The organism is Sinorhizobium sp. 7-81 (assembly GCF_030124405.1).
GTDB lineage: Bacteria > Pseudomonadota > Alphaproteobacteria > Rhizobiales > Rhizobiaceae > Sinorhizobium > Sinorhizobium psoraleae.
In genome coordinates, this window is record NZ_JASKLT010000002.1 from 849777 (window position 1) to 867814 (window position 18038).

Consider the following 18038-nt stretch of genomic DNA (forward strand, 5'->3'; position numbering starts at 1 on the left):
AGCCCCTGCAACGCGCGCTCGAAGAAGGTCAGTGTTGGGGAGCCACTCTGATGGGTTTCTTGGGCCAGGTGCGGACGGGCGTCAGGACCCGAGCTCCGGGTCTCACCGGGCCCGTGTTCTCGTCATTCAATGCGCTTATCGATGGAGCTTGCTGTGTACCGGCGGGCGCTTCCCAGTGGGCGAGGCCCAAGCCAGTACATCAATACATTCACCATCGCCGCATAGAACGACGAAGCCGCGTTCCGAATGGCATTGAACCTGGCCCACCAAGCCGATAAACCGACCGGCGTTTTCGATCTGTGCGGCTGCGTCGATACGGATCTTTTCGCCGTTGTAAAGGGAAAATGCGCCGGGGTAGGGGGCGCCGACTGCACGGATAAGGCGGAGCACCGAGGCGGCAGAAGCATTCCAGTCGATCAGGCCGTCCTCAGCCGTGCGTTTGGCACAATAGCTTGCCCTCTCATGATCCTGCGTCATTCGCGGTGCGTTACCTGTCTCTACCAGTGTAACCGCCTCAACCACCATCTCGGAGAGATTTGCTGTATGCTTGGCATAGAGGCTGCGTGCGGTTTCGTCGGCCGCGACCGCGAACAGCCTCTGAAGCAGAAGGGGACCTGAGTCGATCCCTTCATCCAACCAGAACAGCGTCGAGCCCGTAACATCTTCAGCTCTTATTATCGTCCAGGGAATGACTGCACGACCACGCAGACGTGGCAACGCTGCCGGATGGAACCCGATGGTGCCTTCACGCGCAACATCTCGAAACGGCTGTCGGCAGACCTGCGACCAGCCGATGACAAGCGTGAGATCGGGCTCGACCGATGCCATTGCCCCCAGGACGGCAGGACTGTTGATGTCCGTCGTGTAGCAAACCGCGCTCCCGGCCGTCCGCGCCAGATTTCCTATATCGGCAAAATCAGAATGGCGTCCCGCCACCTCGGAGGGGAGAGTAATCACCAGCGCAGGAACTCGCCCAGCATTTATGAGCGCTTCTAAAGCTATTCTGGAGCTTTCGACGGAACCAACGAAAACGATACGCATGATCCAGCAATGGCCAAAATAATGAACAAGCGCGAGACGTCCTAACCGGACGGGCAATATGCAACGTTATGTACAATTGGGTTCATTGAACACAATAAGGACTGCGGTGTCCAGTGCGGAAGCGCTCAGTTCTTCACGATCGGAGCTCCTCAATGCTCATTCCCTGTCGTCTGGCTTCGTGGGGCCGACGCGGCCGGCTGCTTGACCGACGTCCACTGTGCGACGAGCGTCGGCTTAACAGGGGCCAGTGGACCAACAGCGCGCATAAAATGTACGCGGTGACGCTCGACTTCGTTAGCAACGAGAGACAGGCAAAAGATTGCCCCTCCACGTGCTATGCCCTTTGTTTGCGCGGGCATTTCATCGCTCCTGCTTAGCTGTTGCTTGCCGCAGCCGGCATTTGTCGGAGGGGTGCTGCTTGAGTGCAGCATTGCCGTTTTCTACGCTTGCTGAGAGGTTAGTGGCAGGGCGCTGCCGCCCTGTTCAACCGATCCAAGACCTCGAAGCTGAAGTCATTCCTTGCGAATAATGCGCGGCGCGCTATTCTGGATACCGTCGCGGGACATGTTTTAAGTCTTCCGCGTCACAGGACATCGGACGTGAAGCCGATCAGGCGTGACACTGACGCCGTAAAATGCGATGCTAGCAAGTTCAAACTGAGTTATTGCGCCGTATTGAATATTTTACTAAGCTAACTGAATAGAGAAAATTTTTATTTTTGAAGGTTTCCATGACGACATTCGTTCCGGATGGCAGCCTATCTGCTCGCGCTCATTATCGAGAAAGTGTTGAATTCGCCGCTCAGCGGAGTGGGCATACGATAGGCCTTTCAGATGTTTGGGCCCTGATCAAGCGGCGTATGTGGCTTATCGCTTCAGTGGTCATCCTGTGCACTTTGCTGGCTACTGTTGCATCGTATACGCTTCCTAAAACCTATACCGCCAGCTCGGAAGTGGTGTTGGAGCGGAAAGACGTTCGGCCGTTTGCGACTGACGCGTCCTTGACGTCGCTTGAACGCGACCGCTCGGCGGCAGAAACCGAGATGGACGTCCTGCAATCGCGGGAGTTTGCCGGCCGTATCGTCGATCGATTGAATCTCATCGATGATCCGAACTTCAACCCGCATGCCCGGGGCGGCAATAAATCGGAAGACTTCGGCGATCGGCTTCTTAGATATCTCGCAGGAAGTATCGGAATCCAGAGGCCACGTGATCCCGTTAGAGTTCCGGACACGAGAACTCAACGAGACCGCGCGATTTCCGCGGTCCTATCCCAATTTACCGTGAGCAGGACTGGCGAGAGTCTCGCGGTAAGAATCACTGTAACGAATAGCAATCCTAAACTCGCTCAAGAAATCGCAAATACGATTGCCAGCCTATACGTTGAAGCTTCGCTCGAGTTCAAGCAGTACGAACGGATCGCAGATAAGGAACGCGCGCTTAATACAGGTGGCGCCGTGGCTTTTCTTCGGCAGAGCATGACGCAACCGCTCTTGATAACATTGCGGAACGAAGAGGCCCGTTTGCAGCAGAATAGAGCGGAACTCGCTGCAAAGTTTGGCAAGAATCATCCTGAGATGATTGATGCAGATTCGCAGATCGCGGGTGTTCGCAACATGATCGAGGATGAGGTTCAGCGTATCTTGTCGGATCTTGAAGCCGAATCTTTAAAGCCAAGTGCACGTATTGTGTCGGCCGCGGAAGTTCCGAGTTCGCCATCATTTCCTAAGCCCAATATTATTATCCCGGCGGCATTTACAGGGTCCACTATGCTGGCCTTTTTGCTCGCGCTCATGCTGGAGACAGCCGACACGCGAATCCGAAGCGGGCAGCGTATCTCGCAACTTCTGCGGCTGCCGAACCTCGGCTACGTACCAAGGGTGCCGAAGCACCTGCTGTCGCCCGACACCAAGCGGTCGTGGTGTATTCCAGACTGGAGCAATTTTACGTCAGCAGAAGCAGAGCGGTCAGTCTATATGGCCTGTCGCTACTCTGAAGCGAAACAACCGCATCGCGTTGTCATGGTGACCTCCTGCCTTCAGGACGTCGCGAACGCCTCGACGGCATGGGGTATTGCAACTGCTGCGGCAGCAGACGGACGCTCTACCGTGTTCGTGAATCTCGATTTTCATCAACACAACGTCCCGTATCTGAAAAGCGCGGAACGTTCGCCGGAATCAATTGAACGCTATCTTAGAAATGAAGCTTCCCTGGCGGATGTGGTACAGACGATTCCGACTTTACCTGCTTTTGGTTTCATTGACGCGACGCCCGTAATGATGGAGCCATTCAGATCCTTGGACTCAGACAAACTCTGTGAGCTGATTTTGGCGCTCAGACAGAACGGGTATGATTTCATTGTGCTTCACGCTCCGCCGGTCCTCACCTCTGGGGATGCAAACTGGCTTTCGCCCTTTGTTGATGGGGTGATTTTGTTGGTGTCTTGGGGCAAAACTACCGAAGAGCAGTTGCTGGACAGTGTGTCTCAGCTTCGGATGAACCATGCGCCGTTGATCGGCACCGTAATTAACCAAGTTAATCCGGAAGTTCATGAAAGCCATCGCTACGGAGGCTTTGTCATAACTTCCAAACGCATTCCGGCTATCGGTTGGACTCAGGGCCGATTCCGCCGCAATGGCGAGACTTTCAGTCACGCGGATACAGAAGTAGAGGTGAACACCTTTTCCACGTCTTCGGCGAGGGCCCCGCTCAATTCTTCCTCGCACGTCCGTTAGAATTCGTGCTCGCGAGAATTGGGTCTCGCCCATTGAATTGCAACCACTGCTAGTAATCCGCACGGCATGAGCGACGATGGCTGCTGGAAGATAATGGTGTTTCAGATATGCATTGAGTAGCGTGCGGCGCGCTGTGATGTTTGCAAAAGTATAAAGGCCCTTGGGCAGAAGGCCAAATCATATAGCTGCGGCAATCGCTTTGCGCTTTCGAAGTGTTCTGGTGGAGACGTTCAACATGAGGGAATGCGGCAAGCAGGTTGTTGTATGTTTTCCTTTTATCGGAGATTTTGTTGGCGGAAGCCACATGTCTGCACTTGGGTTAATCCGGAACCTCCCCAGGTCGCGTTTTGTACCATTGGTTGTCCTTCATGATACCGACGGTCCAGTTGCTGATCTGTTTCGTCGAGAGGAAATCGACTTTGAAGCCGCTCCCGTTGTGAACCGTTTGGAGCGGGCGGGCGCGCGCAATGGTGCGGCAGCCGTCAACGTCGCGCGAAGCCTTCCTGCGCTTGTGAGTTTTCTGAGAGCAAAAAATACCGCGATAGTGCACACAAATGACGGTCGCGCACATCTCGTTTGGGGACTTGCAGCACGACTCGCGGGATCGAAGCATCTCTGGCACCACCGCGGGGACGCAAGTTCATTTGGACTGCGACATGTCGCTCCCTGGCTCCCCAGCCGCGTCGTAGCCGTTTCGAAATTTGCGTCGCCGCGCCCGGGCCTTTTCTCGGCTGCGGGCAAGTGCAGCGTCGTTCACAGCCCATTCGACGTGATGAAAACGATCGGCGTCGAACGCGAAGACGCTCGGAAGAAAGTGATAGCGGCGATTGGATGCTCGGCCGAGACGAAGCTCCTTGGATATGTAGGAACTTTGGTGGACCGCAAGCGGCCAATCCTGTTTGTTGAAGCCTTGGCGGCGCTGAAGCGGTTAGCGCCCCAGGTCAAGTTTGCGGGACTGTTTTTCGGGAACGCGCTCAACGGGCTCGACGACGCTGCAAGGTCGCGCGCCGAAGCACTGGGACTTGCCGATTGCATTCACTTTATGGGCTTTCGTTATCCGAGCGAACCTTGGATCGCAGGGCTCGATGCTCTTCTGGTAACGGCCGTGAATGAACCTCTGGGAAGAACGCTTGTCGAAGCTATGCTGCTAGGCACACCAGTCATTGCGGCCGACTCAGGTGGAAATCCGGAAGTCGTTGAAGATGGCGAGACCGGCATGCTCGTTCGCGCGGATGATCCGGATGAATTCGCCAAGGCATGTTTGACGCTGTTCAATAATTCTGCCTGTCACGATCACATCGTGGAAACAGCGCGCATCGCAGCGCGCGCGCGCTTCAGTGTCGAGCGCCACGTGCATGCAATTACATCGGTTTACGAAGAGCTCATGGGTGTCGATGGGATTCAGCGCTCCACGAGCGCATCGATAAGCTGTGATCACGCGAGTATTTAGTGTGAGGCGATAGTATAGTGTCAGAGGCAGGCATGACAACGGCTGCTCAGGTACACGTCGGGGGTCATTCTCGCAGATTGCACATTCACCTGGCGGTGATTGAGCGTGTGGTCGTCTACGTGGCAGTTTTTCTAGCGCCTTACGCCACTTTGCGGTTTTCTGCTCTTTTCTTTACCTTTAGCGATTTCTTTTTTTGCTTGAGCCTTTTCCTTCTTCTGATCAGCGGGCGGGTTTGGAACAAACCGCTCGAGCAAGCAACAACACTTTGGCTTTTCGCGTTCACGCTCTTGTTCATCGGGATGATGATCGGAAGCCTTTTTCACAACAGTCCCGATCGCGGGCTGATTGTGACAGCGCAGTATCTCTTCGCGTATCTGATTTTGATGATCATCCTGATCCGTAACGACCCCAGGGAAGCGTACCGACTGGCAGCGATTTTCCTGGCAAGCATAATTCTCATCGATATCCACGGCATCATTACGTTCTACACGGTCGGCTATGTGCCTGGAGAAGGACGGGGCGTAGTGACGGGGGGAAAGCGCTTGGCCACCGTGCTGCGAAATCCGAATCTGGCAGCGGCGATGAACGGTCTGACAATGCCCATTCTTCTCTTTTTCTGGTCTTCAGGCCGGATCAAGTCTTACGTGGCTTTGCCGATAATTGCACTTTTCATCGTTACGGTTGTCCTCACAAGTTCCAACAGCGGACTGTTTGTGACGGTGATTTGCTTGACCGTCTTCGTTGCGTTCATTTCGACCCCGCGGTTGCTGTTACGCCTGACACTTGGAGCCGCTATTCTCGTTGGAGCCTTGGCACTATTCGGCAGCAAAGACATGTTGCCCAAAACGTTCCAAACGCGCGTTCTGGGCGCTATTTCCTCGGGTGATATCTCAGAAGCGGGGACTTTCGTCTCAAGAGCAGCACTTATGGAGGAGGCTCTTCAGATGATTTCTGACGAGCGGATTTGGTTCGTGGGAGTTGGCGCCGATCAATTCCGAGAGAGGAGCGTACAAACTGCTCCCGTTCACAATCTTTATCTTCTTCTCTGGGTTGAAGGCGGGTTGCTCGCGCTAGTCGGCTGGATGATGTTTTCGGGTGTGAGCGTGCTGCTTGCGGTGGGGATCAGAAGGGCTGGTGGCGATAAACATGCACTAGCGGCGATGGTTACGACTGTCGTGGTCTTTCTCACGATCGCTTTATTCAATCCGCACATGTATGCGAGATACTGGACAATACCAGTTCTTTTATGTCTCGGGCTCGGCCTTGCACAACTGCGGCGGACCACACGCCATGGCTACGTGCCCCGGTGAATCGCGGAATATCTAAGGTTGGCGAAGAGATGAGAATGAAGTAACGTCACGCATAGTCGGCAGTAACTCGGACGATTGCCGGCAAACGAGCACTCATTATTGATATATTTTGTTTTTTTATTTTATCGGGGGGTACATGGCCGTCGGTCGTCGCGCTGGTCAGATTGTCATGGAGTTGTGATCACTTCATTTCTGCCTGCATAACGGGACCGCACCGGGTGGTGCTGTAGCGATCGGAGGGACAGTGGATGTGCCCGGATCGTGGCGACTACGGTAGTGATCGTACCTCGAGGCCGGAGGTCGCCAGACATGTTGCGTCGGTGACCAGTTCACGAGAGCAGTGATCAGTTGTCGAGAGAGTGAGTGTTATTCCGGTGCGCATGCAGACGCACAAGATGCAAATGCCAGACTCAACATCAGGGTAAAGCACTAGCAAATGGAAGGCTTATAGGATGCCCTCGCAATCAACTCGCATTGTTTATATCGCAGGCTACGGACGCAGCGGGTCAACCCTTCTCGACATTGCATTGGGGCAACATCCCGCCGTGGTGGGAGCGGGAGAGATAACCTCTCTCACACGGCACGTATGGAGCCACAATGAATATTGTGCATGCAGTCATCCAATTCGCGACTGTGCCGTCTGGAGTACAGTTTTACAAGAGTGGTCGAAGGGTTGGGATTCGACACTCATGTCGGAATATTGCGCACTTCAACAAAAATTTGAAGGATTGCCGATGTTCATGAAAGTATTTTGCGGCGTTGGTCTCGGAAAGCAATTTGCGCCATATGCACTTCATACAAAACGTCTATTCGACGCGATGCTGTCGTGCTCCGGCAGGCAAATGATTGTCGATTCTTCGAAGTTGCCGGGCAGAGCGATGGCGCTTGCCCAGATCCCGGGAATCGACATGCGCGTCATCCATCTGGTGCGCGATGGGCGTGGAGTGGCATGGTCGCTGCTCAAAGGTTATGAGCGCGATGAAAAATCAGGTTTACAGAAGGAAATCAAGCCAAAGTCCGTATTCAGGACGGCGTTGCGATGGAGTATCGTCAATCTTGCCGTCGAATATCTCTTGCGAAAGCTAGGCCCGCAAAAGGTCATGCGAGTAAGATACGAGGATTTTGCATCTAATCCTGTCGAGATTATGCGGGAAATCGGAACATTTCTTGAGCTTGACCTGACTGAAATCGGTTCGACGCTTCAAAACGGCCGCCCCATCGGACCAGGGCACCAGGTCGCAGGGAATCGATTGCGTATGAATGCATCAATCGCACTCAATAAGGATGAGGCGTGGCGAACACGGATGCCGGCCGGTCAGCAAGTTTCCTTTCAGCGATTGGGCGGTTGGATGCTCAGACGCTACGGCTATCTTTGAGAAGTCCGCATTATCTCATCGGCAGAGATCATGTGCCTCTGCGAACTATAAAACGCATTCGAGAACCTGCACTGGCGATTACACTCGGGAAAGAACGATTTCAGCTTCGATCTGGTGGCATAAGAGCATGACGGCAATGACTCAGTCGCGTGGTGCAAGCGTATTTCATTTCACGGCCGCTCGCTGCTTGATGTTGGCGGGGCTGCTCTACGTGTCGTGTATCGGGAACCCGCAGGAGGCTATTGCCCAGGTCGCAACGGCACTCGAGCAGCCTCTTTCACCCAAGCTTCCGGACGGTAGGCAACGGGCCTTTCCCACGGCCGAAGGCTTCGGTGCCGGCTCTATCGGGGGCCGCGGGGGAAAGGTGATCTATGTCGTTAACACGAACGAGTCGGGTCCAGGTTCCTTGCGGGACTGCGTCGAAGCGTCCGGGCCGCGCATTTGCATCTTCCGCACAGGCGGTACCATTGTCCTCGGCGAGCGATCGTTGGTTGTACGACATCCGTTCTTGACGATTGCCGGAGAGACGGCGCCGGGCGGAGGCATTGCCATCCGGAACAGCGAAACACAAATACGTCCTTCAATCGAAATTGTGACCAACGACGTGATCATAAGGCACATTCGTCTTCGCGCTGGTCCGCATACGCGCAAAGCATGTTGTTCCGGGGGCCTTGGCCTGTACTCCGAGGCGGCGAAAAACATCATGCTTGATCACATCTCTGCCAGCTGGGGATCGGACGAGACGATCGATTCAGAAGAGGCCAGCAATTTCACATGGCAGTGGGGAATTACCAGCGAGCCGCTCCTGCAAGGCGGGCCGGGGAAAGAGAATCGTGCACGCAATATGTTGTTCACCAAAGGCGGCAACCTCTCTGTGCATCATTCCCTTTTTGCGTTCGGCAAATTCAGAAATCCGCAGATAAAAATGAAAATTCCCGGCGCAGTCGCGGATGTCGTGAACAACGTTTTCTTCTCGCCTCAGTGGCAGTACGTCCTGAGCTTTGGCGATGAATGGGCGCATAACCAGGCCAATGTCGTCGGCAATTACAAGATTGCAGGAGAGAAGTTGCGAAACGATCACATGGTGCATCTTTTCGATGAAAGCGGGCTTGGCCACTCGATTTATGTCAAGGACAACTACGACGAACCCTATCGGACTGAATCCGGACAGGATGAGAGCTTGGTTTTGGCTGAGGAACAGAGGCGATTTGTCGTGGCGGCACCATTTGGTGCGCCACAGGTCCGCACCTCCGCGCCTATGAATGCCTACGAAGATGTCCTGGCGAATGCCGGCGCGACAAAACCGCAACGCGATCCGGTCGACAGACGCATAATTGAGGACGTCAAGCATCGTCGCGGACGATTGCTCGAAAGAAATCCGATGGACGTTGGCGGTTGGCCGGAGCTTGCTGCTGGGATGCCGTACCAAGATGCTGATATGGACGGCATTTCGGATGATTGGGAAGTCAAGAACGGCATGGATGCGGCCGATACCAACGATGGCCGGCAAGATGCGGACGACGACGGATGGACAAACCTGGAGGAGTTTCTCCATTTCATGGCCGGAGATACCGGAGGCGGCAACGTCGGGTTACCCTCGGGCCAAGAATGATGTCGTTACGGGTTAAGAAGGCTGTGTATTCCTCCTAAGCTGGACGCAGAGAACCATGGCGTCCGGTGATTGCGAGGGCGGGTGATGATCTCTACTGCATGTTTCAAATCCTAGCCGATCCAGGAAATATGCAGCAATTCAACGTGCTACAGCGTCCTTTGCGAGTCTGATGAGACCGGCGGCGCTGCAGGCGAAGCGTGAAGGTATTCGTTTGGGTTGAATGGAGGCGGGTTGACAGGCCATGACCGTGAGTGCCAGCAAGTTCTATTCATCGAGTGCCGATGCGATCGATGTGGTGTCGGAATCTGCCTTCTTCGCCAAGCTCAAGATGCGAAACGGCACCTTCAAGCTGACCCGGCCTTCGCGTTTTCGAGAGCTGGAGGTCGCGTTTCGACCTTTTATCGAGGAGCGTACGGGCTCGCTCAACGAGGTCCTGGATGTGGGGGTTTCCACCGGGTTGACGACCGTGGAACTCGCCAGCTTCTTGAAGGATTGTGGTGCTGCTGTCCGCATCACGGCAACCGACCTCTTCATCGAGGCACACATCGTGGAACTGGGGTCGAGCGTCAGAGTATTATGCGACCCGGAGGGGTGGCCGCTGCAGTATGACGTCTCGGGGATCACAATTCGTCCGTGGGTCCGAAGGTTGGACTACGTGACGCTGGCTTTTATTCCACTCGTCCTTGGCCGCAGCATGCTGCGCCCGCGCCTGCGCTCGCGGATAAGGGCCGGGATGAGCAGGCCCGTGCAAATGATTACCCGATCATTGCCATCGAATGGTGAAATAGAATTCGTGGAAAATGATATCATGCGTCGGTCACGGCACTTTATCCGCCGGTTCGATTTGGTGCGTGCCGCCAACATTCTGAATACGAGCTATTTCTCGCCGGACCAGATCCGGACCGCGATTGGGAACATACACTCCTATCTCCGCAGTCCGGGCACCTTGGTCATGATTGCCCGCACGAATCGCGCGCAGGAAAATGCTGGCACCCTGTTTGAGCTCAGGGAGGACGGCTCGTTCGCCGTATTGGAGCGCGTGGGTGGAGGATCAGAGATCGAAAAGCTCGTGCTGGATTTCCGTGCCCCCTGATCTTCGATATGGGGAGACTGAAAGAGGGCATTTCACAGCGCTCACAGCTACTTGCGAGCGCGGCAGCTGCTGTTTGGCCCGTTTCTTTTTGTGAGCCATCATAGATCCAAACCCGCCTCCGCCTTCCGATGACGGCGGCCGCCGCCCCTGACCAGCGGGTTTGAAGCATTGCCGCCATCTCTCGGCACAAGAGCACTACACGATGAGAAAATCTCCCGTTGTCAGACCCGGACGCGTCGTGAGCACGGCGAACTGCACGGCCGTGGCACCGGAAAGGCTGCCGTCGGCATCGTAGTAGAGCGCACCGGTCGCCGTGTCGTAGATGATCCTATGGTTCGCGTCCTGCGCCTCGGTTGCGCCGGCCGCCGCGTGGAATTGCGCGCTCGAAAGGGAACTGCCGCTCAGCGCGGTGAAAACGCTCCGCGACAGGGCCAGTTTGTCTCCCGTGTCAAAATCCGCGACAGTGTCGATATTCGTCGCGCCGAGGGCGAAATCGAACTGGAACGTATCGGCACCTGCGCCACCGTAGAGCGCGTCGCTTCCGCCGCCTCCCGAAAGCAGATTGGCGTTCGCGTCGCCCCTCAGGTTGTCACCACCGGTCCCGCCCCAGACGTTCTCGATGTTGCGGATCGTATCCTCAGCCACGCCTCCAACTGTGACGGTCGCATAGGTGGCGCCATTGAGGGTGACAGAGACCGATGCGCTCTTGTCGCGATAGCTTGCCGTGTCGGCGCCCGCCCCGCCATCGAGAGTATCCGCGCCGCCGCCGCCCGTAAGCAGGTCCTTCCCGTCATTGCCATCGAGCCTGTTTGCAAGATCGTCGCCCGTGAGCGTATCGTTTCCCTTACCGCCGAACGCATTCTCGATGTTGCGGATGGTGTCTTCCGCCGTGCCTCCGACGAAGACGAAGCTGTCGTTTCCTCCGTCAAGGATTACCCTGACGGAAAGCGTCTTCTCGCGATAATCTGCCGTGTCGACGCCTGCGCCACCGTCGATGAAATCAGATCCGAGCGCGCCCCGGAACAGATTGTCCGCGCCGTCGCCGACAAGAGTGTCGTTGCCGGATCCCGATAGAAAATTCTCGATGGCGCGGATGGTGTCCTCGGCTGCGCCGCCGACGACGACGCTTGCATTCGCCGCGCCATTGAGAGTGACGCTGATTGCATCGGTCTTCTCGAGGTAATCGGCGGCATCGATGCCGTCGCCGCCGTCCAGCACGTCCTTGCCCAGCCCGCCCTTCAGCGTGTCGCCGCCGTCATTGCCGCGCAGTACATTGGCCAGGCTGTCGCCGGTGAGTGTATCGCCGGCGGCGCCGCCCGAGATGTTCTCGAAGTTCCTGATCGTGTCCTCATTCACGCCGTTGACCCTAACGATCGTGGCATTCGCCCCGTCGAGCGTGGCGACGACGGACCTCGTCTTGTCCCGATAATCGGCCGTGTCCACACCCGCGCCGCCGTCGAGACTATCGGTGCCGCCGCCACCGCGCAGCGTATTGATACCGCCGTCGCCGGTCAGTTCGTCGGCGCCAGCGCCTCCGAAGATGTTCTCGATGTTGCGAACCGTGTCCTCGGCCACCCCGCCGACTGTCGCGATCGCATTGGCAGCCCCCGCCAGCGTCAGGACGATCGCACCGGTCTTGTCGCTGAAGTCGATCGTGTCGGAGCCAATGCCGCCGTCGATGACGTCGAGTCCGCCTCCGCCCTTCAGCAAGTCGTCACCCGCACCGCCGACCAGAACATTCGCCTGCGCGTCGCCGGTGATAACGTCCGAAACGGCGCCACCGGTTACATTCTCGATATTGCGGACGGTATCTTCGGCAACCCCGCCGACGAAGACTGTTGAGCTGTTGGCGCCGTTGAGCGTGACCGCGATTTGCTTGGTTGATGCCGAATAATCGACCGTGTCGCTACCACCCGACCCGTCGAGCACATTCGCAAGACTGTCGCCGCCCAGGACATCATCGCCCGAGCCGCCGATGATGTTCTCTATGTTGCGAAGCGTATCCTCAACAACCCCGCCGACGGATACCGTAGCGGCGCTCGCGCCGGCCAGCCGGACGACCAAGGACGCCGTCTTGTCGCTATAGTCGGCCGTATCGACGCCACCGCCACCGTCCAACACGTCGGCACCGAGGCCGCCGCGGAACGTGTTGGCGGCCGCATCGCCCGTGAGCTGGTCGTTGCCAGATCCGCTGATGATGTTCTCGATGTTGCGGACCGTGTCCTCTGCTGCTCCGCCAATGGTCGCGACGGCGTTGGTAGCACCGTTGAGTGCGATGACAACTGATTGAGTCTTGTCGCTGAAATCGGCGGTGTCGCTGCCGCCACCGCCATCCAATGTGTCGGCACCGGAGCCGCCGCGGAACGTGTTCGCGGCGGCATCCCCCGTGAGCGTATCGGCCGCCGACCCGCCGACGATATTCTCGATTTTCGCAATCGTGTCCTCGGCAATGCCGCCTACGGTTACCGTGGCCAGGCCGCTGCCGTTCAGCGTCACGGCGATGGCGGCTGTCTTGTCGCTGTAATCGGCGGTGTCGCTGTCCTCGCCGCCGTCCAGGACGTCGGTCCCGCCGCCGCCCTTCAGCCAATCATCGCCGCGCGCGCCTGAAAGCTTGTTGGCGGCGGCATCGCCCGTGAGCGTGTCGCCCGCCGATCCGCCGACGATGTTCTCGACATTGCGGATCGTATCCTCCGCAACACCGTCGACAAAGACAGTGGAGTCATTGGCGCCGTTGAGCGTTACGACAACCGCATCCGTCTTCTCCCTGAGGTCAAAAGTGTCGACCCCGGCGCCGCCATCGGCAGTGTCGTTGCCGGCGCCACCGAAGAGTGAATCGTCGCCACCGCCGCCGTTGAGGGTGTCGTTGCCGGCCTCGCCGCGCAGGACGTTGTTCTGACCACTGCCGGTCAGGGTGTCATCGCCCGAGCCGCCATAAGCGTTCTCGAAGTTGCTGATTGTATCCTCGGCAAGACCGTTGACGAAGACCGTGGTCGGCGTCGCTCCACCCAGGGTGATCACGACCGACGTGGTCTTGTCGGTGTAGTCGGCCGTGTCGTTGCCGGCGCCGCCGTCGAGCACGTCGCTTCCGCCCCCGCCTCTGATAAGATTGTTTTGCGCGTCGCCGGTGATGGTGTCGGCACCCGAGCCGCCATAGACGTTTTCGATCTTGCGGAGAATGTCTTCGGCAACACCGCCGACCGTCACCACCGCATCATTGATCCCGTTGAGCGTGACGGTGATCCCTGCCGTCTTCTCCCGATAGTCGGCCGTGTCCACGCCTGAGCCGCCGTCGATGACGTCAGCCCCTCCCAGTCCCTGAATGAGATCGTCACCGGCCGCGCCGAGGATCGTGTCGTCCTGATCCGTGCCGATGAGGGTATTGTTTCCAGATGTGCCGGTGATGACTGCCATGGCTAATCCTCCCGTTCGGAATCCCTAAAGCCGCAAAGCGCGGGCAGTGGGTTCGTTTCAATGCTTCAGTGCGGTGCGCTCGCGCACTTTTCCTTTGTTGCGGTGCATGTCGTTAACGCAAAACCGTTGCGCATTTCGGCGTCGTCCACTAGGTCCGAAAGACCCAAAGGAGTGCGACGAGATAGTTCCAGGCGAAGACCACAGGAACGCTCAGAATTTTTGCAAGAGGCGGCGGAACCAACCTCGCCAGCAGCGCGACCAGACAGGTCGAGATCACGAGGCCGGTGAGAGTGCCGAGGACGAACTTCAGCGCCTGAACCTGACTATGCCGCGCGCGGAAGGTCCACGAACGGTTGAGAATATAGCTCACAAGAATGCCGCAGGAATAGGATAGGATATTGGCTTGGCCCGGTGCGGCGCCGACGGCAAATAGACCGGTGAAGAGAACGAAATCCAAGGTCGTCGTGACCGCACCAACAGTGGCAAAGCGCAGCAACCTGTCGGCGCCTTCTTGCCGGCCGAAGGTGTAGCGGGCGAGAAGATTGCGCATCAGGCTGACCCCACTCTCGACGGCGCATGCTCAGGCTGGCTGTGGAACTCGTCGTTTAGGCTCGCCTCGATGATCGGTGTCGGACGTCGCTTGGATTGCATGAATATCCGGCCGATATATTCGCCAATGATCCCAAGGAAGATCGCGTTCAGCGTGATGGAGAGCAGGATCAGGATCGTTGTCGTGGCAAAACCGGCAGGCCATTCCTGACCGAAAACCAGCTTGCCGATGACATAGCCAATGAGCAGCAGAAAGGTCGCTGTCCCCATGATCAGGCTGGTCATCGAGGCAATCCGCAACGGCGTCAGCGAGTGATTGAGAATGCCGTCCACAGCCAGCGAGAACATGGCTCTGAACGGAAATTTGCTTTCGCCCGCCACCCGCGCCTCTCGGTCATACTCGAAACCGATTTGAGAGAAGCCCATCGCACTGATCAGCCCGCGCAGATAGGGTGACGTGTCGTCGACCCGGCGCAACTCATCCAGGATGCGTCTGTCGACCAGGCGGAATTCACCGACGTTCAGGGGGAGGTCGTCTTCGCTCAGGGCATTGATGCAGCGGTAGAAGGTGCGCCTCATGAAGGCCGTGAACCAATCATCCGTGAGCGAGCGGCGAATTCCGTAGACGACCTGATGACCCTGCCGCCAGAGGGCCACCATCTGAGGAATGCGGTGCGGCGGGTCCTGAAGATCGCAATCGATCTGAACGGAGCAATCGCCAGTGGCCGCCTTGTACGCCACAAGGAGCGAGCGCTGATATCCGACATTGCGGCTGAAACGGATGACGCGAACGCAGCGATCCTCGCGCGCAATCTCCTGGAGGATCTGGAAGGTACGGTCCGATGAATGATTGTCAGTGAAGATAATCTCATACCTGTAGCCGGGCATTTCGCCGAACGTATCCACGATGGCGGCATAGGCGCGCCGGACGTTCGCCTCTTCGTTGAACGCTGGTACAAGGACAGAAATCAACGGCTTCATGTCAGCCACTATGGCGCTCCTGTTCTTTCCCGGCGTGACGTTGTCGGCAGCTGGTTATGCGGCTCCTGCAAGCGCAGGTGCTCGCGATACCATGCGACGGTCTGCACGAGCCCCTCCGCGAGCGGAGTGGATGCGCTCCATCCGAGCAGGTTTCGCGCCAGGGCGGTGACGGCGCGGAAATCCGGAATGCCGGACGAGCCGTCTGCCGGGCCGTATTGAACGAGTGTTGGATCGGCGCCCGTTTCGGCGATGATCAGTCGGGCCACGTCGCGCATCGTCGGGGCAAAACCGGTGCCGATATTGATGATCGTGCCGCCAGGCAGCTGCGCTGCTGCCAAGCGGAGAAGCCCGCCGACGGCGTCGTCGATATAAATCAGATCACGCCGATCCTCCGGATGTCGCACGATCGAAGGCTCTCCGGCCAGGCATTGGGTAACCAGCCATGGCAGGAGATAGGCGGTGGACTGCCAGGCGCCGTAGACCAAGGCGAGGCGAGCGGTGATGACCGGGAACGGAAGCCGACGCTGAAGGGCGCCGACCAGGTGCGTGGCAGCCACGAGTTCGGCCCCGTAGGAGTTGACCGGCATTTCGCGTGTCTCCTCCGGAAAGGGCGCCTGTGCGGATCCATATTCGGCGAGCGAGCCGGTCCGGATCATGGTTTTTGGAGGACGAGGCGCGGTCGCGGCTGCGCTCAGCAAGCCGATCAACACTTGCACCTGCTCGCGCATTCCATCCCTGGCGTCGGAGAAGTCCGGATTTTCCGGCCGGCGCGGACGGGCCGCGAGGTGAAAGATGCACTCGGGCTCGGCGTCGGAAAGACAATGCTTGAGCGCTGTCTCTGATTGCAGGTCAAAATTGTGTCGAATGACGTGCCCGCGCAGATCCCGGATCCGCGTATCGTCGGAGCCGGGTCGGATGATGAGGTGAACCTGGTGGCCGGCCGCAAGGCAAGCCCTCGCGAGATGCGAGCCGACGAAGCCTGCGCCACCGGTAATGAGAATACGCTCCATCGACTTGGACCCAGCCTGCCTTGTTGCACCTTGGTCATGCGACCGAAGCCTGCATGCCGCTCAGGAATTGCGAAGCATTACCGCCCACCTTGAGCGGCTCACCCATGTTCCGCCGCCGCCGTGTCACCTCGCGGAGTCGGCCCGAGGTAATGAACGGGATCGTCTCCGATCGTTGAGAGGCTGGCGGAAAACCGCGTACATTACTTCCGCACCTCAATCCGTTAGATTCCAGTCGCACTTGCCTGCAGCGGTACTCGCACCTTCGATCTCGCCGAGAAGCTGTCGACGAATTCGCGGAAAGACGAATGGATATGGTCGAGTTGCTCCGGAGTGAGGCCGTGATGACAGGCGAGCAATATCCCGCCGCGCATCACCTCGTCCGCGACAGGATAGCCCTCGTGCGAGACCCGGCTGTTGACGCCTTCCATTGCCGGTTGGCGCAGGATGTTGCCGGTGAACACGGGGCGTGTCTGAATATCCCTGCGTTCGAGGAAGATCTGCATATCGCGCCTGGTGAACGGCGCATCCGGCCGTATCGTCAGCGGGAAGGCAAGCCAGCCGGTGCGGGATTCGGGCAATTGCCGCGGCAGGATGAACCAGTCCTCGTATTGTTTGAAGAAGGCCAATTGGGCGGCAAAGTTGCGCTCCCGGGCGGCAATGTTCTCTTCGAGCCTATCGAGCTGAACAAGCCCGAAGGCGGCGCCTATCTCGGAGGGCTCCAAATTGAAGCCGAGCGCCTCGAACACGAACTTCGCGTCATAGGAGAAGCCGTCGACCTCGACATTGAAACGGTTTTCGACCGACTCGGAATCGACGAACAGTGAGGAGGTGCGGCCCCAGGAGCGCATCAGCCTCGCGCGGCGCGCCAGCTCATCGTCATTGACGCAGAGCATGCCGCCGTTTCCGGCCGCAGTAATCACATGCGAGCCATAGAAGCTGGTCGTGCTGATATCAGAGCGCTTGCCGGTGCTGGCGCCTTTGATGGTGGCGCCGAGCGTATCGCAACTGTCTTCGACGACGAATAGACCATGCGCATCGGCAATCGCACGAATGCGTTCCCAATCCGGAAGATTGCCGATCAGTGACGGGATCATCAAGGCTCGGGTTTTTGGCGAGATCATCCGTTCGATCGCGTCAACATCGATGTTGTAGGTCGCCTCCGCCGCATCGACAAATGCCGGTACGAGACCCGCCCTGACGATGGGCGCGACGGTTGTCGCAAAGGTCAGGGCCGGAGTGATGACTTCCGCACCTCGCGGCAACTGCAACATCTCCACGGCGAGGTAATTGGCCGAGGATCCGGAATTGACCATGATGCCGTGCCGCTTGGCGAAGTGCGCCGCGACGCGCTCCTCCATGTTTCTCACCGCGCGACCCATTTGGGTCGACGTCCGCATGGCATCCACAACGGCTGCGATTTCCTTTTCTCCGTAAACGGCCTGCCCATAATTGACACGCATGTGATGCTCCC

Annotated in this window: 12 protein-coding genes; 6 read left to right on the plus strand and 6 right to left on the minus strand. The window is 57.7% G+C overall.

Annotated elements, in window-relative coordinates:
• Positions 1-135: 135 nt before the first annotated feature.
• Positions 136-1041 carry a methionyl-tRNA formyltransferase gene (locus tag QN224_RS11190; protein ID WP_283976706.1) on the minus strand — a complete coding sequence of 302 codons (906 nt, stop codon included), beginning with the start codon at positions 1039-1041 and terminating at the stop codon, positions 136-138.
• Between the two features lie 730 nt (positions 1042-1771).
• Here QN224_RS11190 and QN224_RS11195 point away from each other — a divergent pair.
• From QN224_RS11195 to QN224_RS11220, 6 genes are all read left to right on the plus strand, one after another.
• Positions 1772-3775, plus strand: coding sequence for a tyrosine-protein kinase domain-containing protein (locus tag QN224_RS11195; RefSeq protein ID WP_173512244.1), 2004 nt, complete (start codon positions 1772-1774; stop codon positions 3773-3775).
• A gap of 235 nt (positions 3776-4010) precedes the next feature.
• Entirely contained in the window at positions 4011-5225 is a 1215-nt protein-coding gene (locus QN224_RS11200) for a glycosyltransferase family 4 protein (protein WP_283976930.1), read from the plus strand.
• Positions 5226-5242: 17 nt separating this feature from the next.
• Positions 5243-6535, plus strand: coding sequence for an O-antigen ligase family protein (locus QN224_RS11205; protein ID WP_283976707.1), 1293 nt, complete (start codon positions 5243-5245; stop codon positions 6533-6535).
• A gap of 452 nt (positions 6536-6987) precedes the next feature.
• The gene (locus QN224_RS11210) at positions 6988-7911 is read left to right on the plus strand and encodes a sulfotransferase (RefSeq protein ID WP_269285891.1); all 924 of its coding nucleotides are present in this window, start codon (positions 6988-6990) and stop codon (positions 7909-7911) included.
• A gap of 127 nt (positions 7912-8038) precedes the next feature.
• Entirely contained in the window at positions 8039-9523 is a 1485-nt protein-coding gene (locus QN224_RS11215) for a pectate lyase (RefSeq protein ID WP_283976708.1), read from the plus strand.
• 241 nt (positions 9524-9764) lie between these two features.
• Positions 9765-10616 carry a class I SAM-dependent methyltransferase gene (locus QN224_RS11220; RefSeq protein ID WP_283976709.1) on the plus strand — a complete coding sequence of 284 codons (852 nt, stop codon included), beginning with the start codon at positions 9765-9767 and terminating at the stop codon, positions 10614-10616.
• 195 nt (positions 10617-10811) lie between these two features.
• Here QN224_RS11220 and QN224_RS11225 read toward each other — a convergent pair whose 3' ends face one another.
• From QN224_RS11225 to QN224_RS11245, 5 genes are all read right to left on the minus strand, one after another.
• Positions 10812-14027: a calcium-binding protein gene (locus tag QN224_RS11225; RefSeq protein WP_283976710.1), complete on the minus strand. Its 3216-nt coding sequence runs from the start codon at positions 14025-14027 to the stop codon at positions 10812-10814.
• Positions 14028-14175: 148 nt separating this feature from the next.
• Positions 14176-14577: a GtrA family protein gene (locus QN224_RS11230; protein WP_173512250.1), complete on the minus strand. Its 402-nt coding sequence runs from the start codon at positions 14575-14577 to the stop codon at positions 14176-14178.
• Positions 14577-15557: a glycosyltransferase family 2 protein gene (locus tag QN224_RS11235; protein WP_283976931.1), complete on the minus strand. Its 981-nt coding sequence runs from the start codon at positions 15555-15557 to the stop codon at positions 14577-14579. Before QN224_RS11235 ends, QN224_RS11230 begins: the two co-directional genes overlap by 1 nt.
• An 8-nt stretch (positions 15558-15565) precedes the next feature.
• A complete protein-coding gene (locus tag QN224_RS11240; protein WP_283976711.1) occupies positions 15566-16567 on the minus strand; it encodes an NAD(P)-dependent oxidoreductase in 1002 nt (333 codons plus the stop codon).
• Between the two features lie 221 nt (positions 16568-16788).
• Positions 16789-18027, minus strand: coding sequence for an aminotransferase class I/II-fold pyridoxal phosphate-dependent enzyme (locus tag QN224_RS11245; protein WP_283976712.1), 1239 nt, complete (start codon positions 18025-18027; stop codon positions 16789-16791).
• Between the last annotated feature and the right edge of the window lie 11 nt (positions 18028-18038).

Coding starts and splice junctions, on each gene's coding strand:
- QN224_RS11190 (WP_283976706.1), bottom strand. CDS start 1,041: ATGCGTATCGTTTTCGTTGGTTCCGTCGAAAGCTCCAGAATAGCTTTA.
- QN224_RS11195 (WP_173512244.1), top strand. CDS start 1,772: ATGACGACATTCGTTCCGGATGGCAGCCTATCTGCTCGCGCTCATTAT.
- QN224_RS11200 (WP_283976930.1), top strand. CDS start 4,011: ATGAGGGAATGCGGCAAGCAGGTTGTTGTATGTTTTCCTTTTATCGGA.
- QN224_RS11210 (WP_269285891.1), top strand. CDS start 6,988: ATGCCCTCGCAATCAACTCGCATTGTTTATATCGCAGGCTACGGACGC.
- QN224_RS11215 (WP_283976708.1), top strand. CDS start 8,039: ATGACGGCAATGACTCAGTCGCGTGGTGCAAGCGTATTTCATTTCACG.
- QN224_RS11220 (WP_283976709.1), top strand. CDS start 9,765: ATGACCGTGAGTGCCAGCAAGTTCTATTCATCGAGTGCCGATGCGATC.
- QN224_RS11225 (WP_283976710.1), bottom strand. CDS start 14,027: ATGGCAGTCATCACCGGCACATCTGGAAACAATACCCTCATCGGCACG.
- QN224_RS11230 (WP_173512250.1), bottom strand. CDS start 14,577: ATGCGCAATCTTCTCGCCCGCTACACCTTCGGCCGGCAAGAAGGCGCC.
- QN224_RS11235 (WP_283976931.1), bottom strand. CDS start 15,557: ATGAAGCCGTTGATTTCTGTCCTTGTACCAGCGTTCAACGAAGAGGCG.
- QN224_RS11240 (WP_283976711.1), bottom strand. CDS start 16,567: ATGGAGCGTATTCTCATTACCGGTGGCGCAGGCTTCGTCGGCTCGCAT.
- QN224_RS11245 (WP_283976712.1), bottom strand. CDS start 18,027: ATGCGTGTCAATTATGGGCAGGCCGTTTACGGAGAAAAGGAAATCGCA.